Source organism: Streptococcus sp. FDAARGOS_192 (assembly GCF_002073815.2).
GTDB classification, from domain to species: Bacteria; Bacillota; Bacilli; order Lactobacillales; family Streptococcaceae; genus Streptococcus; species Streptococcus salivarius_H.
This window is the reverse complement of record NZ_CP020431.2, coordinates 1,058,265-1,076,918: the sequence shown is the minus strand read 5'-3', so window position 1 is coordinate 1,076,918 and position 18,654 is coordinate 1,058,265. Positions and strand designations below refer to the sequence as shown.

Sequence of the window (18,654 nt, the reverse complement as noted above, 5' to 3'; positions counted from 1 at the left end):
TCAAAAAAAGAGGTTCTTCCCTATAGATTGGGGGAGGGCCTTTTTTGATCTATTTTTTAACCTAAGTGCAAAATTGGAGTCTTGATTTTATACTTATATTTTTGAAATGTGATTAAAGACAAAGTTTAAAAAGGAAGTTGAAATTAATCAACTTCCTTTAGTATAGATATCTGTGTGAAAAACTTAGTCTATTTTCCTAAATTCTTTACAATTGCTTCGCACGTCCATTTTTATCAAAGTGATAAGTCACACCATTGATGGTACGTGTTTGGTTGGTTACGAGCTCACCAGAGTTTTCATCGTAGTAACGAGTGCCCTTGTAGTCTGTAACGAAATCACCCTTCACTTGTTTACCTTCATAATCAAAGTAGAGGTGTTGACCATTGATGACTTGATCGAAGAGGAGGGCCTTACCATCGTTACCGAAGTAGTACCAGTTGCCTTTCCAATTAACGAATTGATTGGTTACAGCAGCACCTGTTTCAGGGTCGAAGTAGTAGTAACTATAGAGTTTAGGTTTGATGATAGTACTGCTAGATGTACGAGGATATCTAGATGATTCTTTTTGCTCAGGACTAAGCACTTCATCTTTTGCGAGAAAACCAGTAACTGAGCTAACTGACCAGGTATTATCAAGGTAATAGAGTTTACCATCTATTTCTTGAAGACCAAAAAGTTTGTTACCATTTTCATCAGTATAGTACCATTGAGGACCTACTTGATGGAAGCCTTTTTCTCTGACTGCGGCTCCAGTAACTTTATCATAGAAAGGTCCAGAACCGTAAGGTCCAAAAGTTCCTCTACGGGCTTGTCCATCTTCGTAGAACGAATAGGTTACACCATTAATAGTTTGAGAATCAGAAAGTGGTTTTCCATCTTTATCATAATAGAAGAGACCATTATCAGCATGAATAAATTGGTTCCGTGGGACTTCCTTCTGTTCACCGGTATCCTTATCATAGTAGTGGCCGTTTTTAACCACGTTTTTGAATTGTGTTCCGAGGTGGTCGTCAAAGTAGACAGGGACACCATCAATGGTATGAGCACCTTTTAGAATATTACCTTGCTTATCTGCATAGAACCACTTACCTCGAGTTGTAAAGTAACGACCCTTAACAAGTTCACCAGTATCCTTGTCGTAATACTTAACTGGGGTACCGAAGACAACAAAGTTATCATAGAAAACATTAATACCATCTTCATCTACAAAGTCATCTTTAGCTTGTATTCCAAATACCTTGTCGAAATGTACCTGAACACCATTGATGACGTGATCCCCTTTAAGGATTTTGCCATTTGAACCAACATAATACCAATGGTTATTAATATTATGGTAACGATTTTTTTCGAGTGTGATTCTCACACCAGAGTCTTTATCATAGTAGTAACCATCGTCTCCAAAATCACCTTTCACTTGTCGACCATAATAAGAATCAAAGTAGACAGGAACATTATTTATGGTTTGTGAACCTTTTAGTGGTTTGCCCTCAGCATCCACATAGTACCAATATTTATCTACATTGACATAACGGTTGGTCACGAGTGCACCAGTTGAAGTATCGTAGTATTTACCATTACCTCCAAAGTCACCTTTCACTTGAGCACCGGTCTTATTATCGAAATAGTACTCTTTACCATCAATAAGAGTAGCACCTTTCACGGGGACACCTTTTGCGCCGATAAAGTAGTTTTTGTCTTTAACTGTTACGAATCGGTTAGTTACTAGCTTACCAGTGTGTTCATCATAATAGCGGTTTTCCTTATCGAAATCACCTTTTATTTGAATACCATTTTCATCGAAATAGACCTGAGCCCCATTGATGATATGGCTACCCTTTATGATTTGTCCGCTATCATTGAGATAATACCATTTTCCTTTGATTTCAACAAAACGATTGGTTCCTAAATTAACGAAAACACCATCCTGATCGTAAAAGTGTCCATTAGGAGCAAAGCGGTCAATGATTTGAGTACCGGATTTATCATCAAAGTATACTGATCTACGATTAATTCGATACTCACCGTACACGGGGTTCCCATTGTCATCTAGATAGTAACGTTCATATTGTTTCGTATCGTTGCTGTAGGTCACGATAAATTGATTTTTGAGAAGGGCACCGGAATCTTTATCATAGAAATTTAGTTTTTTAGCATTATTAGGATCCTTAGCAAAAACGCCTTTAGCTTGTATGCCATTTTCTTTATCGAAATAGACCTGAACGCCATCGATGGTTTGTGGTCCAGTCAGGTCATTACCATTGGCATCTCTGTAATGCCATTCACCGTTTTGGTCACTGTAATATTGACCACCTGTAATGTTTACGTTCTCATTAATAACAGGAGTTGTTGTAGTTGTTTCACTAGTTACACTGTCTCTTGTTGAAGCTGCGTGTGCTTCAACGGTTGTTGTTTCAGTAGGTGCTTGACTTTCACTAGTGGTTGCTGAAGCCGTTTCTCTAACGTTTTCCGAACTTGCTAACTCTGGAGCACCTGTTGAACTTTCAGCAGAAGATATTGCTTCAATACCCTTTGTTTCAACTAAGTCTGCTGTTGTTTCAACATTGGCAATAACACTTGTTGTTGTGTCAATCTTGTGTGTTTCACCAGTAGTTACTTCATCCGCAAAAGCAACTCCTGCAATAAGCGCAAAACTTGCAAGAGCTGATGCACATGAAAATGCAATAAGATACTTTTTAGATGTTTGATGTTTGACCTTATTATTTGTTTCCATAACAAATACCTCCCCTTTTTAATTTATATTATAATGCAATAAGAAAGCCTTTTCAATATTAAAAATAAAAAGGCTTTCTTTTAATGTGAAGAGATTGATAAAAGAGAATAACATCTATTTTTCTGGCTATTAGGTGAGATTTTTCCAGTTCTTAGTAATTCAAACAATTATCAAAAAACAAAAAAATCCAGGACCTGCGCCCTGGATTTAGGAGATTATGAAAAAGAAAAGTTTTAGGATGTTTATAGTATATAAAGCAAAGCCTAAAGTTTTCTTAAAGCAGACAAAAATTATTTTCGTGGATTTTAAAAAGGAAGTTAAAATTAATCAACTTCCTCTAGTATAGATATCTGCGAGAAAAACTTAGTCTATTTTACTAAAATCCTTATAATTGCTTCGCACGCCCAATTTCATCAAAGTGATAAGTCACACCATTGATGGTACGTGTTTGGTTGGTGACGAGCTCACCAGAGTTTTCGTCATAATAACGAGTTCCCTTGTAGTCTGTAACGAAATCGCCCTTAACTTGTTTACCTTCATAATCAAAGTAGAGGTGTTGACCATTGATGACTTGATCAAATAGAAGAGCCTTTCCATCGTTACCGAAGTAGTACCAGTGTCCATCTGCATAGACGAATTGGTTGGTTACAGCAGCTCCAGTCTCAGCATCGAAGTAGTAAGTTGGGTTGTCTTCTGCTCTATTTGGGAAGGAAATATAAAAGTAAGGTCTAGCTAATTGTCCACGAACTTGTTCGTTTGTTTCGTATTTGTTCATTGGATTGTTAGAGAAGAAATAAAGCTTACCATCAATTTCTTTAAGGCCCTTTGCTTTTTTTCCGTCTTCCTCTATATAGTACCAACGACCATAAGATTTAACAAAACCAGTTTTTTTCACAGCTTCGCCAGTTTCGTCATCATAGTAAGGTGGCTCTTGGTATACGTTAAAGGAACCACGAAGAACTCTACCATATCGACCAACATAGTAATCCTTACCATCAATAGTTATATTCCCAGTTCGTCCATTACTGCTAATGTAGTATAAATCGTCACCAATCTTAATAAACTGATCACGAGGGAGTTCTTTTCGTGCTCCACTATCTTTATCGTAGTAGTAACCATCTAGAACAGTATCTTTAGCTTGTACACCATTATAGTCAAAGTAAACGTGTACCCCATCGATGGTTTGTGAGCCTTTAAGGATATTACCTTCTGCATCTGCATAGTACCATTTACCATCATGGCTAAAGTATTGACCTTTTACAAGAGCTCCAGAATTTTTATCATAGTACTTAACTGGGCTAGTATAGGAGTTTGCTTTAACCGCATGCCCATTACTATCGGTAAATTCTCCTTTAATTTGATTACCATAATATGGATCAAAGTGAACCTGTACCCCGTCGATGGTTTGATCGCCTTTAAGGATTTTTCCTTCTCCATTAAGATAGTACCAGTTATCGTTGATGTAAACGTAGCGATTGGTACCAAGGTCTATTTTAGCACCAGAATCTTTGTCGTAGAAGTAGCCATCATTACCAAAGACACCTTTGGCTTGTTTACCATCATAAGGGTCAAAGTATACAGGAACATTGTTAATGGTTTGAGAACCTTTAAGCCGTTTACCGTCATTGCCTACGTAGTACCAGTCTTTGTCGACTTGGACATAACTATTGATTACGAGAGCACCAGTAGTACTGTTATAATATTTTTTGTTACTTGCGAAATTTCCCTTAACCTGAGCGCCAGTTTTTTCGTCAAAGAAGTATTCAATGTTGTCGATGACGGTCGCTCCTTTAATAGCCTTACTATCTGCTCCAATGAAGTAGGTCTTGTCATTAACGGTAACGAAACGATTAGTAACTAAAGTTCCAGAGTCTTTATCGTGAAATTGATTTTTATAGTCAAAATCTCCTTTAACTTGTTTACCTCCATATTCAAAATAAACGTGAGCTCCATCAATAATGTGTTCACCGGTTAAAATTTTTCCATCGTTACCGACATAGTACCAATTGTCTCTGATTTGAACATAACGATTGGCACCAAGATCAACACGATTTCCGTCCTGATCGTAAAAGTAACCATCGTCAGCAAAATTGTCGAAAACCTGGCTTCCCTCGTAGGTATCGAAGTAGACTTGTTTACCGTCAATTGTTTGAGGACCAGTTAACCGAATTCCTTGGTCGTTAACATAATAACGTTCATTTCGATGTTTGTAAGGATTATAAGCGATAACATATTGATTGGTGGCAAGAGCACCAGTATCCTTATCGTAGTATCGAGATTTATTATCCCCCTCATCTTTGACAAAATATCCTTTGACTTGAGCTCCGTATTGTCGGAAGTAAACCTTAACACCATCGATGGTTTGTGGTCCCTTTAAAATAGCACCATCATTTCCAGCATAGTACCATTCCCCGTTTAATTCGAAATAGCGGTTTGTTCCGAAATCCACTTGTTTACCATATTTGTCATAATAACGGCCATCAGGAGCAAAATTGTTTTTAATTAGTTCACCATACTGCTCAAAATAATACCACGCTCCATTAACTTCTTTAGAACCAATTGCCTTATTACCATTTTCATCAACGTAATAGGTTCTACCATATTCTTCAACAAATTTATTAGTAACAAGAGCACCAGAGTCTTTGTCATAATAGTGACCGTCCCAGCCAAATCCCCCTTTAACCTGAACACCGCCTGGATTGAAGTAGACCTTAACGCCATCAATAGTTTGTGGTCCAGTCAGGTCTTTACCGCTAGCATCTTTGTAATGCCAGTAGCCTTGGTCGTCGCTATAGTATTGACCACCAGTGACGTTTGTTTCATTAGGTACTGAAGCTGTCTCGCTGGCAGCTCGGTCTGTAGTTACGGCTTCACGTGTTTGGCCTGCAACTGATTCTGTAGGAGTTTGGCTTTCGTTTGCAGTTGTTGAGGCAGTTTCACTGACAACTTCAGAGCTTGCAGCAGAAGTTGTGGCTTGTTCTGAGACATTTGTAGTGCTTTGAGTGGTGCCTAAATTTTCAGTAGTAGCAGGAGCTTCGACAACCTTAGTTTCTACGAGGTCTGCGGTAGTTTCCACATTTGCAGTGGTAGTAGCGTTCACATCAAGGTTTGATGAGTTATCAGCTTTAGCTTCCTCAGCGAAGGCAGGCTTTGCGATGAGGGCAAAACCTGCAAGAGCAGTTGCACATGAGAATGCAATCAGACGTTTTTTGGACTTAGGTCCAGTAAAATTAGAATGTACTTTCATACTTTTTCCTCCATTTCCTAAGTCCTATTATAGCGCTATTTTAGAGACTTTCAAGAAAATATAAGAAATTTAGACAAAAATAAGAAAACGATTACATAGGAAAGCGAGTAAATGGCAAATGTCACAATTTTTGCAATCATAGGAACTTAAAAAATAAAAAAATCCAGGACCTGTGCCCTGGATAAGGAGATTATGAAAAAGAAAAGTTTTAGGATGATTATAGTATATAGAGCAGAGCCTAAAGTTTTCTTAAAGTAAGGAATAGCTTAAACTTTAGTCGCGTTACCATTTTCATCAAAATGATAAGTTACACCTTTGATAGTACGTGTTTGGTTAGTGACGAGTTCACCAGAGTTTTCATCGTAGTAGTGACCATCTGGTGCAAAAGCGCCTTTAACTTGTCTACCATGATTTTTATCGAAGTAAAGTTGTTGTCCATTAATCTGAACGGCACCAGTAGCTGCTGAACCATCCGCATAGAAGTAGTACCAGTAATTACCCCATTGATAGAAACGATTTTTAATTGCTCTACCGTCATGACCGAAGTAGTAGATTTTACCATCGATGTAATTAATACTGTCTTGCCACATGTCACCCAGTTGGGTGTACTTATAGGCACCTCCTCGACGGAAGTAATATAAATCACCATTGATTTCATGAAGTCCAAGGACTTTGTTACCTTTCTCGTCAAGATAGTAAGTTAAGCCTCTGTTATCTTTAACAAACCCAGCTTTGGTTACTTTGCGACCATTATCTTTATCGTAATAGTACTCAGGCATATAGACGCCATCTTGACCAAATCCTCCTTTAGCTTGTACCCCTCGATAGTTGAAGAAGACATCTTGTCCATCGATATTTCGAGCTCCCTTGACTGGCTTACCGTCTTTACCTACATAGAACCAATTACCCATGTATTCAACATAACGATTGGTTACAAGATTTCCAGAATTAATATCGTAGAATGCGTATAAATCACCGTAGGAATCACCATAAGCACCTTTAACCTGTTGACCATTGTCGCGGAAAAATAACTTTTGACCGTTAATGATTTGAGCACCAGTGAGGTTGTCTCCATTTACGTTCTTATAATACCAGTTTCCATTATCGTCGCTATAATAACCATTTGGGTTAGGAGCATCCATACCTACGCCGTTTTCATCAAATCGATAGGTCATACCATTAATTGTTAGAGTGGTGTTAGAGACGCGTGCTCCAGAATTAGGATCATAGTAGCGAAGAACACCATTGTCGAGAACAAGCTCTCCCTTAGCTTGACGACCATTAGCATATAGGTAAACGATTTGACCGTCTATATTGACTTCACCATCTTGAGGACGAATAGCATTTCCATCTGCACCATAATAGTACCAGCCATCATTTTCTTGGACATAGCGATTTTTAACGGCTTGACCAGTAACTGAGTCAAAATAGTAGCGACGGGTAATATTAGTAGGGGTACCAAAACCATAAGTACGTGGTGAATTTTGCCCTTCTTCTAGTAAAATGCTGATTCCTTTTTGTAGGACGCCGGTATCAACAGGAGAGGCAGCTTCACGTGCTTTGAAATAGTAGATATTACCATCAATTTCACGTATTCCTGTAAATTTAGAACCATCGTTCTTGATGTAAAAGGTTTGGCCTTTTTTATTCTGAACTAGACCTTCTTTTCGGACCCTTGCACCAGAGTTAGAGTCGTAATAGAAAGTTTGATCTGGATAGCTATAGTCCTCTCCGCTAAAGTCACCTTTGATTTGAACACCTTTATAATCGAAGTAGACTTCTTGACCATTGATAGTTTGTTCTCCAGTGAGTGGATAGCCATCTTTACCTAAATAGTACCAATTACCTTGGGATTCAAGGTATCGATTCGTCCATAGTTGCCCAGTATCAACATCGTAGTAACGAAATAGATTATTATTCCTATCGAGTAAAGGCCCCTTAACTTGTTGCCCATTACTGCGGAAATAAACATTTTGGCCATCGATAGTCTGTTCGCCTACGAGGTTTTTACCACTGGCATCTTTATAATACCAGTTGCCTTGGTCATCACTATAGTATTGACCACCAGTGACGTTTGTTTCATTAGGTACTGAAGCTGTCTCATTGGCAGCTCGGTCTGTAGTTACAGCATCACGTGTTTGGCCTGTGGCTGATTCCGCAGGTGCTTGACTTTCGCTTGCAGTTGTTGAAGCTGTTTCACTGGCAGTTTCAGAACTTGCTGTAGAAGTTGAGGCTTGTTCTGAGACATTTGTGGTGTTTTCTGTGCTAGCCACATTTTCAGTAGTAGCAGGAGCTTCGACAACCTTTGTTTCTACGAGGTCTGCTGTGGTTTCCACATTGGCAGTGGTAGCAGCAGTCACATCAAGGTTTGATGAGTTATCAGCTTTAGCTTCCTCAGCGAAGGCAGGTCTTGCGATAAAGGCAAAACTTGCAAGAGCAGTTGCACATGAGAATGCAATCAAACGTTTTTTGGACTTAGGTCCAGTAAAATTAGAATGTACTTTCATACTTTTTCCTCCATTTCCTAAGTCCTATTATAGCGCTATTTTAGAGACTTTCAAGAAAAAATAAGAAATTTAGACAAAAATAAGAAAACGATTACATTGTGATGCGAGTGAGAGAGGGGATGATTTTAGTTGCTACAGACTTTTCTAAAAACAAAAAAATCCAGGACCTATGCCCTGGATTTAGGAGATTATGAAAAAGAAAAGTTTTAGGATGGTTATAGTATATAAAGCAAAGCCTAAAGTTTTCTTAAAGTGGAAGATGGAATTACTTTTTCATAATGCTTACTGCTCACTTACACTAATTGAGGAGTTTTCCATTTCCCTCAGCATCAAAATGGTAGGTCTTACCTTCGATAGTGAGGGTAGTGTTCTCAGTACGTGCACCACTGTTAGGATCATAATAATGAAGTTTATCATTTACAGTGACTAGTTCCCCTTTAGCTTGTTTGCCATCTCTATGGAAATAGACATGAGCCCCATCAATAGTTTGTTCACCGGTTAGTGCATACCAATTAGGTCCAAAGTAATACCAGTTACCATTAACCTCTTTATATTGATTTTTTATAGCAGTAGCTGTTTCCTTATCAAAGTAATAGATATGGCTACCATTAGGAATAAGTGATGGGAAATAGTCTTTAGTCAAGCCATTCGCACTAACCCTACCATCAGCATATTTATTTGTCGGAGCATCAAACATATAAAGTTCTCCGTTGATAATGTGAAGCCCTAATGGGACGTGACCAGAAGCGGTAATGTAATATCTATTACCGTTTTTGGCCTTAACGAATTGAGGCCCTTTGACTTCTTTGTTATTCAAATCGTAGAATGAAGAGTAGCCGTAAGGATATAGAAATTCTTCTCTAGCAAGGTGGGGATCTGCACCGCCCGTAAAGGTATACTCTTTACCATTGATAGTTCGAACTCCCCCTTCTCTAAGTCTTTTGCCTTTAGCATCAACATAATAAGTCTTTCCATTCAAATCGACAAATTGTTCCTTAAGGCGGGCACCACTATCTTTATCGTAAAATGAATCGTTTTCAGCAAAGTTTCCTTTAACCTGCTTACCAGTACTATCGAAGTAGACCTCGACACCATCAATGACTTGTTCACCAGTAAGGCGTTTGCCGTCATTACCAATATAATACCAATTATTGTTTATGTTTTGATAATGATTTTGTCCTAAGTCTACTCGGTCTCCTGAATTTTTACTGTAATAGTAGCCATCCGAAGCGAAGTCGCCCTTAATCTGTTTACCGTCTTGGTCAAAGAAAACATTATGACCATCAACGACATGGGCACCTTTAAGAGGAGTACCTTTAGCACCGATTCTATACCAATTGTTATTGAAGTTAACATAACGATTGGTTACTTGTACTCCTGAATTTTCATCATAGTACGCTCCATTTTCAGCAAAGTTCCCTTTAACTTGCTTGCCATCTTTATCAAAGTAAAAATTGTTGCCATTAATGACTTGTTCACCTTTTACAATTTTACCTTCGTTATTAAGATAGTACCAGTTACCGTTCACTTGAACAAACTGATTGTTGCCAAGATTAACGCGTGCTCCAGAATCTTTATCATAATAGAAACCGTCATCTGCGAAAATCCCTTTAGCTTGAACCCCATCTTTGTCAAAGAATACGGTTACGCCATTAATGACTTGCTCTCCTTTAAGAGCTTTAGAGTCTGAACCGATATAGAACCATTTATCTTTATTTTCAAGGGTATTATATGAGTTACTCTGGTCATTGATTTGAACATAACGATTAGTAACAGGTTCCCCTGTAATTGCATCATAAAAAAGTCCATTAGGTGCGAAATTTCCCTTAACTTGGATACCGTATTCACCGAAGTTGAGATGCTTACCATTAATAATTTGTTCTCCCTTAATTGTATTGCCTTCGTTATCGAGGTAATAAATAAGGGTTCCTGATGGTTGCTCTAAGGAGACAAAGCTATTTTTGACGAGTGCTCCAGTGTCTTTATCATAATAATAACCATCGTAGCCAAAGTCTCCTTTTGCTTGGTGTCCTCTATAGTTAAAGTAGACACGAACGCCGTCAATAACTTGTGGACCTGTTACCACTTTTCCGTCTGCCCCAAGATAATACCAATGGGTCTCTAGAGTTGGAGCCATAGAGCCGTTCGATTCGTAGCGTGTTAATTGAATATAACGGTTTGTCACGAGCTCGCCAGTATCCTTGTCATAGAATTGGCCGTCAGAATTAAAATCCCCTTTAATTTGATATCCGTAATAAGGGGTAAAGTAAACTTTCACACCATCAATGACTTGTTCACCTTTAAGTATCTTTCCATCTTCATCAACATAGAACCAATGGTTATCGATGAACACGTAGTGTTTTTTCCCTAGATCAACTAAATTACCATCTTGATCATAGAAACGCCCATTGTCAGCAACGCTATTACGCACCTGTGCTCCATCATACTTATCGAAATAGACAGATTTTCCATTGATGATTTGTTCACCTTTTAATTTGTCGCCATTTTTATCAACATAGAAAGGATAGATAGTGTTGTTATAGTTGTATTTAGTGCTAAAAACATAGCTATCTGTTACAAGGTTACCATCTTTATCGTAGAAGTGTTCATTGCTAGCAAATCCGTCTCGAACTTGAAGGCCGTTGTAATCATTGAAATAAACTTGTTTTCCTTGAATGGTTTGTGCGCCTTTTAATGGTTCACCATTTTTATCGACATAGTAAACACCACCAAGATGATTAATATAACAATCCGTTACAAGAGCACCAGAATCTGCATCATAGTATTGTTTATTTTTTGAAAAGTTTCCCTTGACTTGTATGCCATTTTCATCGAAATAAACGTTGATCCCATCGATTTTTTGTGCACCAGTTAGGTTCTTACCACTAGCATCCTTATAATACCAGTTACCAAGGCTATCACTATAATATTGACCACCGGTAACATTGGTTTCACTATTGGTATCTGCGGTTGCTGATGCAGCCTCACTGGCAGCCCGGTCTGTAGTTACAGCTTCGCGTGTTTGGCCTGAGACCGATTCTGCAGGTGCTTGACTTTCGCTTGTAGTTGTTGAAGCTGTTTCACTGGCAGTTTCAGAACTTGCTGTAGAAGTTGAGGCTTGTTCTGAGACATTTGTGGTGTTTTCTGTGCTAGCCACATTTTCAGTAGTAACAGGTGCTTCGACAACCTTTGTTTCGACGAGGTCTGCGGTAGTTTCTACATTGGCAGTGGTAGCAGCAGTCGTATCAAGGTTAGATGCATTGTCAGCCTTAGCTTCCTCAGCGAAGGCAGGTTTTGCGATAAAGGCAAAACTTGCAAGAGCAGTTGCACATGAGAATGCAATCAGACGTTTTGTGGACTTAGGTCCAGTAAAATTAGAATGTACTTTCATACTTTTTCCTCCATTTCCTAAGTCCTATTATAGCGCTATTTTAGAGACTTTCAAGGAAATATAAGAAATTTTGATAAAAATAAGAAAACGATTACATTGTGATGCGAGTGAGAGAGGGAATGATTTTAGTTGCTACAGACTTTTCTAAAAACAAAAAAATCCAGGACCTATGCCCTGGATTTAGGAGATTATGAAAAAGAAAAGTTTTAGGATGGTTTTAGTATATAAAGCAAAGCCTAAAGTTTTCTTAAAGTGGTAGAAATATTATGTCTTTCCTTTTTAATTCACTTTCTCAGTAGCCACACCGTTTTCATCGATGATATAAGTTTTGCCGTCTTTTTCGAGAGTGGTATTCGTCCACATAGCCCCACTGTCTTTGTCAAAGTAGTAAGTTTTACCATCAATGTCTACTAGGCTACCTTTGACTTGCTTACCATTTTTATCAAAGTAGAGTTGAACACCATCAATGGTTTGACGGCCTGTTAGGAGTTTGCCCTCTTTGTCGTAGTAGTACCAGTTCCAGAAATCATCGCGAACAAATTGGTTTTTAGCCGTAAATTCAGTCACTACTCCCTCATTATCAATTGTGTAGGTCTTATCATCGACTTTCAAAGTGTCGTTAGTAAGGATAATAGTGGTGTACATACCAGCATATCTTTCTGTTCGATATGATTTTGTTAGACGATAGCGCTTGCCATCGATTTCTTTCCATGTAGGCTTATCAACACTTTTTACCTCAGGTTGGAAGTAGTGAAGGTGACCATCAGAGCCTCGTTGGATGCCCTCGAGGAGGACACCGTTTTTATCAGTTCCATAGATTCCAGAGAAACTAGGCCCGCCCCAAAATGTTTTTTTTGAAAAAAGGGCTCCAAAATAGTTTTTTTCTATTTTACTATCTGTGACTAGATAAAGTTTGCTGTCATAACCTATGATACCATCAAGAACTTGACCCTTTAAAGCAAAGATATATTCTTTTCCATCGATAATTTGTTTACCAGTTAAGACTTCGCCGTTAGCATTGGTACGGTAGGTAGAAGTGTTTGCATGGAACATTGAAGGAGTTTCAACAATGCCATATTTGTTCTTGACCAATTGTCCTTGGTAATCAAAAAGATAAATCTTCCCATCAATTGTGACAGTATCATTTTTAGCCAAAAGTCCGTCAGGTTTGAAATAATAACGTTTACTGTCAATGGTATGCCATCCAATAAATGCAGCACCATCTTCGCCTAAGTAATTAGTATAAGTTGTATATTGAGGTTCTGTCCTATAGCCATTGAAAATTGAAGTGTGATGCCACTGATTCGTTAATAGAGAACCATCATTCTCATCGAATCGATAGTATTTTCCACCAATCTCTCGTTCTTGTCCTTTGACTTGTTTGCCATCTTTATCAAAATAAAGGATGACACCATCAACATTTTGCCAACCAGTTAATTTTTCACCGTTGGCAGTGTAGTAATACCAATCTTTTTGGTTGTCAGATTGGAAATGACCACCGGTCACGACCTGAGTAGGTAGTTGTGTTTTTTCAGTTAGGATGCCATCAGCATCTGCTAGATAAGTTTTACCGTCTACTTCAATGCTTGTATCAGTTACTTTACGCCCATTATCTTTATCGTAGTAGTAATCCTTGCCATCAATGGTAATCTTTTCACCCTTTGCTTGGATTCCATTGTCATGGAAGTAGAGGTTAAAGTTATCGATGGTTTGTGGACCAGTCAGTTTGTGGCCGTCACTGTCTAGATAATACCAGTTGCCTTGATCATCTGAGGTGAACTTGCCACCTTGGGAAGGTGTTTCCTGTGAAGTAGTTGCGTTGTCGCTTGTTTCAGATGAGACTTCAGTACTTCTATCGGTTGTAGTTGTTTCACCAGATTGAATGGTTTCAACCTTCTTATCAGTTTCACTGGCAGGCTGTGTAGAAGTTGCTTCTGCAGGCTGACTAACCGCATTAGTAGATGCCGTGTCAGTTGAGACTGTCTCACTAGAAGTATTCTCAACAGTAGTGCTCGCTGGAGCTACTTCGGTTCTTGTAATGAGGCTAGCACTTGTCTCAAGATTGCTGTCAGAGACGACATTTTCAGGACTGTTAACAGCAGTCGTTTCAGGTTTGACTTCATCAGCTACGACCTGTCCTAGTCCAATTAGTGAAGCCCCGATAGCTAAACTTGAGGCAACGATTGTGATCCAATGTTTCTTAACTTTATGAAGTTTGAAACGAACTTTGTTTTCCATAATTTTCCCCCTTGTATGGTGACTTGGTAAATTCATGCTGTGACATTTAAAACAACATGAACACCAAAAATTAATTTACGATTATATTTTAATCCTATTTTCTAATAATTTCAATAGAAAGCGGATACAAAAACGCCATGGTTTTATAAAAAGATTCTTATATTCGTGATAGTTATAGCTATAAAAGAGTTTTCCTAATTTATTTATTTTTTCGTCTATAGATATGATTGAAAGAGTAATTGTCCCCATACAGTTTGAAAAATAGAGTCTTTTTTTCAAAAATCATCCTGTGTAAAATAAAGGGCATAAAAACATGAGAGGTGATTGCAATGACAAATCGTTACGACTTAAATAAAAATTTGGCACAGATGCTTAAGGGAGGCGTCATCATGGACGTTCAAAATCCTGAGCAGGCACGTATCGCTGAGGCGGCAGGAGCGGCAGCGGTCATGGCCTTGGAACGCATTCCGGCCGATATCCGTGCGGTGGGTGGTGTGTCACGTATGAGTGATCCTAAGATGATTAAGGAAATTCAGGACGCTGTTAGTATTCCAGTGATGGCCAAGGTGCGTATTGGTCATTTCGTGGAAGCACAGATTTTGCAGGCGATTGAGATTGATTATATCGACGAAAGTGAGGTTTTGACACCGGCCGATGACCTTATTCATGTGGATAAAACCAAATTTGATGTGCCTTTCGTCTGTGGAGCCAAGGACCTTGGTGAGGCTCTTCGTCGTATCTCTGAAGGGGCATCAATGATTCGTACCAAGGGTGAACCTGGTACTGGTGATATTGTTCAGGCTGTTCACCACTTGCGACTCATGAATCAAGAGATTCGCCGTATTCAAAATCTTAGAGAAGATGAACTCTATATTACTGCTAAAGACTTGCAGGTGCCGATTGATTTGATCCGTTATGTCCATGAACATGGCAAGTTGCCTGTTGTCAATTTTGCGGCAGGTGGTGTAGCGACGCCAGCGGATGCTGCCCTTATGATGCAGCTGGGTGCTGAAGGTGTCTTTGTTGGTTCAGGAATTTTCAAGTCAGGAGATCCGAAAAAACGCGCGGAAGCCATCGTCAAAGCAGTGACTAACTATAATCGTCCAGATATTTTGGCGCAAGTGTCAGAAGATTTGGGGGAAGCCATGGTTGGTATCAACAAGGATGAAATTGACATCTTAATGGCAGAGCGAGGAAAATAGATGACAAAAATTGGAATACTGGCTTTGCAAGGTGCTTTTGCAGAACATGAGCAGGTCTTGAAAGCACTTGGGGTTGAAACGGTTCAAATCAGAAATCGACAGGATTGGGAAGCGCACGCTGATTTAAATGGGCTTATTCTACCAGGGGGAGAGTCGACTGTCATGGGAAAACTCTTGCATGATTTAGACTTGTTTGAGCCAATTAAGGCGAAAATTGATGCTGGACTACCTGTATTTGGAACCTGTGCAGGTCTGATTTTGTTAGCCAAAACCATAGTAGGGGACCAAACAAAACATTTGGCAAGTATGGATATCAATGTAGCCAGAAATGCCTATGGTCGCCAATTGGGCAGTTTTGTCACAGATGCTGAATTTAAAGGAATAGGGGAAATCCCAATGGTCTTTATTCGTGGGCCAATTATTGAAGCTGTTGGAGCAGAAGTGGAGATTTTAGCTCAAGTCAATGGGGCAATTGTGGCAGCTAGAGAAAAGCAGATGTTAGTGACCTCTTTTCATCCAGAATTAACGGGTGACGAAAGGGTACATGCTTATTTCCTAGATATGATTAATCCGGCAAAAGAAGAAAAGCTTTGATTCAAATTTCATAAATTCATTTACTTCTCCTTCACGCAAAAAAATCCAGGACCCGAGCCCTGGATTTAGGAGATTATGAAAAAGAAAAGTTTTAGGATGGTTATAGTATATAAAGCAAAGCCTAAAGTTTTCTTAAAGTGGAAAAAAGTTTACTTGTGATATGAAAAAGGAAGTTGACAGTTGGTCGACTTCCTTTTTAGCGATTCCTAAATCAAAGTAATTATGAGATATCAATAGTTGTTATTTGAATTATATTCCTATACTTCATCAGGTCCCATCAAATGTCCATTACCGTCAGCATCGAATTTGAAGGCACCAGTGTTTGTTCTAACAATGGTATTTTCAGCGCGTGCCCCATTCTTAGCATCGTAATAGTGGACAGTTCCGTCATCGTCAAATTTGAATTCACCTCTAAGTTGTTTACCGTTTTGGTCGAAGTAAACATGGATGCCGTTTAAGGTTTGAGGTCCTGTCAGTTTATCCCCTTTAGCATCAACATAGTAGTAGAAATCTTCACGATCTAAATCTTTACTTTCTCTTGGGTACTGTCCATCCTGATCTACGAGATCATTTCCAGGAATGGTAATAGTGAAGTGGAAGATGCGATCACCATCGAGATTTCGGTAATTCCAGTTGTAGACATGAACAAAGCTATCAGTGACGAGAGCACCAGAGTCTTTATCATAATAGTGTCCATCAGGGGCGAAGCGTCCCTTGACTTGTGCGCCATTAGGAAGGAAGTAAAAGCGACTATTTCCAAAGGTTTGAGGTCCTGTTAATGGCTTACCATCAGCATCGAGATAGTACCAGGCAGTAGTATAGACATTTTGATTGTTGATGTCATCACGACCAATATAAGTTAAGATTTCTTTAAAAGCATTGGTTACGAGAGCACCAGAATCTTTATCATAGTATTTACCATTTGGTGCAAAATGTCCCTTGACTTGTATACCAGTGAAATCATCAAAGTAGACTTTAACACCATTGATAGTTTGTTCTCCCTTGAGTTTATCACCTTTATCATTGACGTAAACCCAGTTGCCATCTTCAGTTTCAAGATAGCGTTTTGTTACAAGTGCACCAGAGTCTTTATCGAAATAGCGACCATCCTCTGCAAAACGTCCTTTGACTTGTTTGCCATCCTTGTCAAAGTAGACTGGAATGTTGTCAACGAAGTTGAGACCGATGAGGTTTTTACCGTTTGCATCCTTGTAGTACCAGTTGCCCTCGTTATCACTATAATAGTGACCACCAAAAACTCGTGGTGCCTTGTCTAGGGAGATTGTAGGAATGACGGGAGTGTCTGTTTCTTCACCAGGTCCCATCAAATGTCCATTACCATTTGCATCGAATTTGAAAGCACCAGTGTTGGTTCTGACAATGGTATTTTCAGCGCGTGCACCGTTTTTTGCATCGTAATAATGAACGGTACCATCTTCGTCAAATTTGAACTCACTTCTAAGTTGTCTACCATTTTGGTCGAAGTAGACATGGATGCCGTTTAGGGTTTGAGGTCCTGTCAGTTTGTTACCCTTAGCATCAACGTAGTAGTAATAGTCCTCACGATCCAAGTCATTGCTGGAAAGTGGATAGTGGCTCATATCAATAAAGTGTGATTTACCGTCAGATCCTATAGCAGAGTCGTTCGGAATAGTAAGCATAAATTTAAGAACACGATTTCCGTCTTGATTTTGGAAATTCCAGTTATAAATATGAACAAATCTATTAGTTACAAGCGCACCAGAATCTTTGTCATAGTAATGTCCATCAGGAGCAAAACGTCCCTTAACTTGTGCCCCATTAGGGAAGAAGTACATGTTTGTACCACCAAGATTTTGAGGACCTTTAAGTGGCCGTCCGTCGGCATCAAGGTAGTACCAATCAGTAGTATAAATGTTTTGACCGTTGATATCATCACGACCAATATAAGTTAAGAGTTCTTTAAAGGTCTTGGTTACAAGAGCACCAGAATCTTTGTCATAGTATCGGCCATCCTCTGCAAAACCACCTTTGATTTGAATACCGTCTTGGCTAAAGTAAACAGGAACATTATCCACATAGTTCAGACCGACAAGATTTTTGCCGTTTGCATCCTTGTAATACCAGTTACCATTATCATCACTATAATAATGTCCACCAGAAATATGAGGTGCATTTTCAAGTGTTACAGAAGGTGTGACTGGCTTTTCATTTTCATCGATTGGGGCAGGTTGTTCACTGTTTTTTGTAGGTGTTTTTGTTTCTTCGACAGGAACAGGTTCAGTGGCTTTTTCTACCGAAGTTTTTGTAGCAGAGGCTTCTGAAGTTGCTGTTTTAATTGGTGTAGCTTTATTTGCCTGATTATCTTGATTGCTAATTTCTTGTTCAGAAGTGATTTCTACTGGTGATTCGCTTGCTAATTCAGATGATGCGACTTCACTGCTAGGAGCTTCACTAAGAACTGTACTTGTACTAGTAGGTAGCTCAGTATTAGTTGAGATAGGATTTGTAGTAGGCGCTTTGACCTCTACATTAGTTACTACAGTTTCTTGTGCAGGTGCAAGAATCTCAGTTGGTTGACTAGAAGTTTCAGGTGTTTTCGCTTCATCCGCAAATGCAGGTCGTGCGACTAAAGTAAAAGTAGCTAGAGCGGTTGCGCAGGATAAAGCAACAAGGTGTTTCTTTGGGTTAGTCCTTTTCGTAATCATGATAAATTCCCCTTCATCTTAAAATCTTTTCAGTTTAAAAACTGAAATAATGCAAAA

8 protein-coding genes are annotated in these 18,654 nt (G+C 39.0%); 2 read left to right on the top strand and 6 right to left on the bottom strand.

Features of this window, described 5'->3' with window-relative positions:
* Window positions 1-205: 205 nt before the first annotated feature.
* The 5 genes from A6J31_RS06000 to A6J31_RS05980 form a co-directional block, all read right to left on the bottom strand.
* Complete coding sequence (locus tag A6J31_RS06000; RefSeq protein ID WP_080610694.1) at window positions 206-2,731, bottom strand: N-acetylmuramoyl-L-alanine amidase family protein; 2,526 nt, start codon at window positions 2,729-2,731, stop codon at window positions 206-208.
* A gap of 385 nt (window positions 2,732-3,116) precedes the next feature.
* The gene (locus A6J31_RS05995) at window positions 3,117-5,978 is read right to left on the bottom strand and encodes a glucosyl transferase (RefSeq protein ID WP_064524598.1); all 2,862 of its coding nucleotides are present in this window, start codon (window positions 5,976-5,978) and stop codon (window positions 3,117-3,119) included.
* Window positions 5,979-6,244: 266 nt separating this feature from the next.
* Window positions 6,245-8,485 carry a glucosyl transferase gene (locus tag A6J31_RS05990; protein WP_080610693.1) on the bottom strand — a complete coding sequence of 747 codons (2,241 nt, stop codon included), beginning with the start codon at window positions 8,483-8,485 and terminating at the stop codon, window positions 6,245-6,247.
* 298 nt (window positions 8,486-8,783) lie between these two features.
* Window positions 8,784-11,876: a hypothetical protein gene (locus A6J31_RS05985; protein WP_021143874.1), complete on the bottom strand. Its 3,093-nt coding sequence runs from the start codon at window positions 11,874-11,876 to the stop codon at window positions 8,784-8,786.
* Between the two features lie 279 nt (window positions 11,877-12,155).
* Window positions 12,156-14,114, bottom strand: coding sequence for a KxYKxGKxW signal peptide domain-containing protein (locus A6J31_RS05980; RefSeq protein WP_080610692.1), 1,959 nt, complete (start codon window positions 14,112-14,114; stop codon window positions 12,156-12,158).
* Between the two features lie 329 nt (window positions 14,115-14,443).
* Here A6J31_RS05980 and pdxS point away from each other — a divergent pair, with 329 nt between their 5' ends.
* Window positions 14,444-15,316, top strand: coding sequence for a pyridoxal 5'-phosphate synthase lyase subunit PdxS (gene pdxS, locus A6J31_RS05975; protein WP_045768455.1), 873 nt, complete (start codon window positions 14,444-14,446; stop codon window positions 15,314-15,316).
* Window positions 15,317-15,910, top strand: a complete 594-nt coding sequence (gene pdxT, locus A6J31_RS05970) for a pyridoxal 5'-phosphate synthase glutaminase subunit PdxT (RefSeq protein WP_080610691.1) — start codon at window positions 15,317-15,319, stop codon at window positions 15,908-15,910.
* 257 nt (window positions 15,911-16,167) lie between these two features.
* Here the strand turns inward: pdxT and A6J31_RS05965 are convergent, their stop codons facing one another.
* A complete protein-coding gene (locus A6J31_RS05965; protein ID WP_080610690.1) occupies window positions 16,168-18,597 on the bottom strand; it encodes a glucosyl transferase in 2,430 nt (809 codons plus the stop codon).
* Window positions 18,598-18,654: the final 57 nt, after the last annotated feature.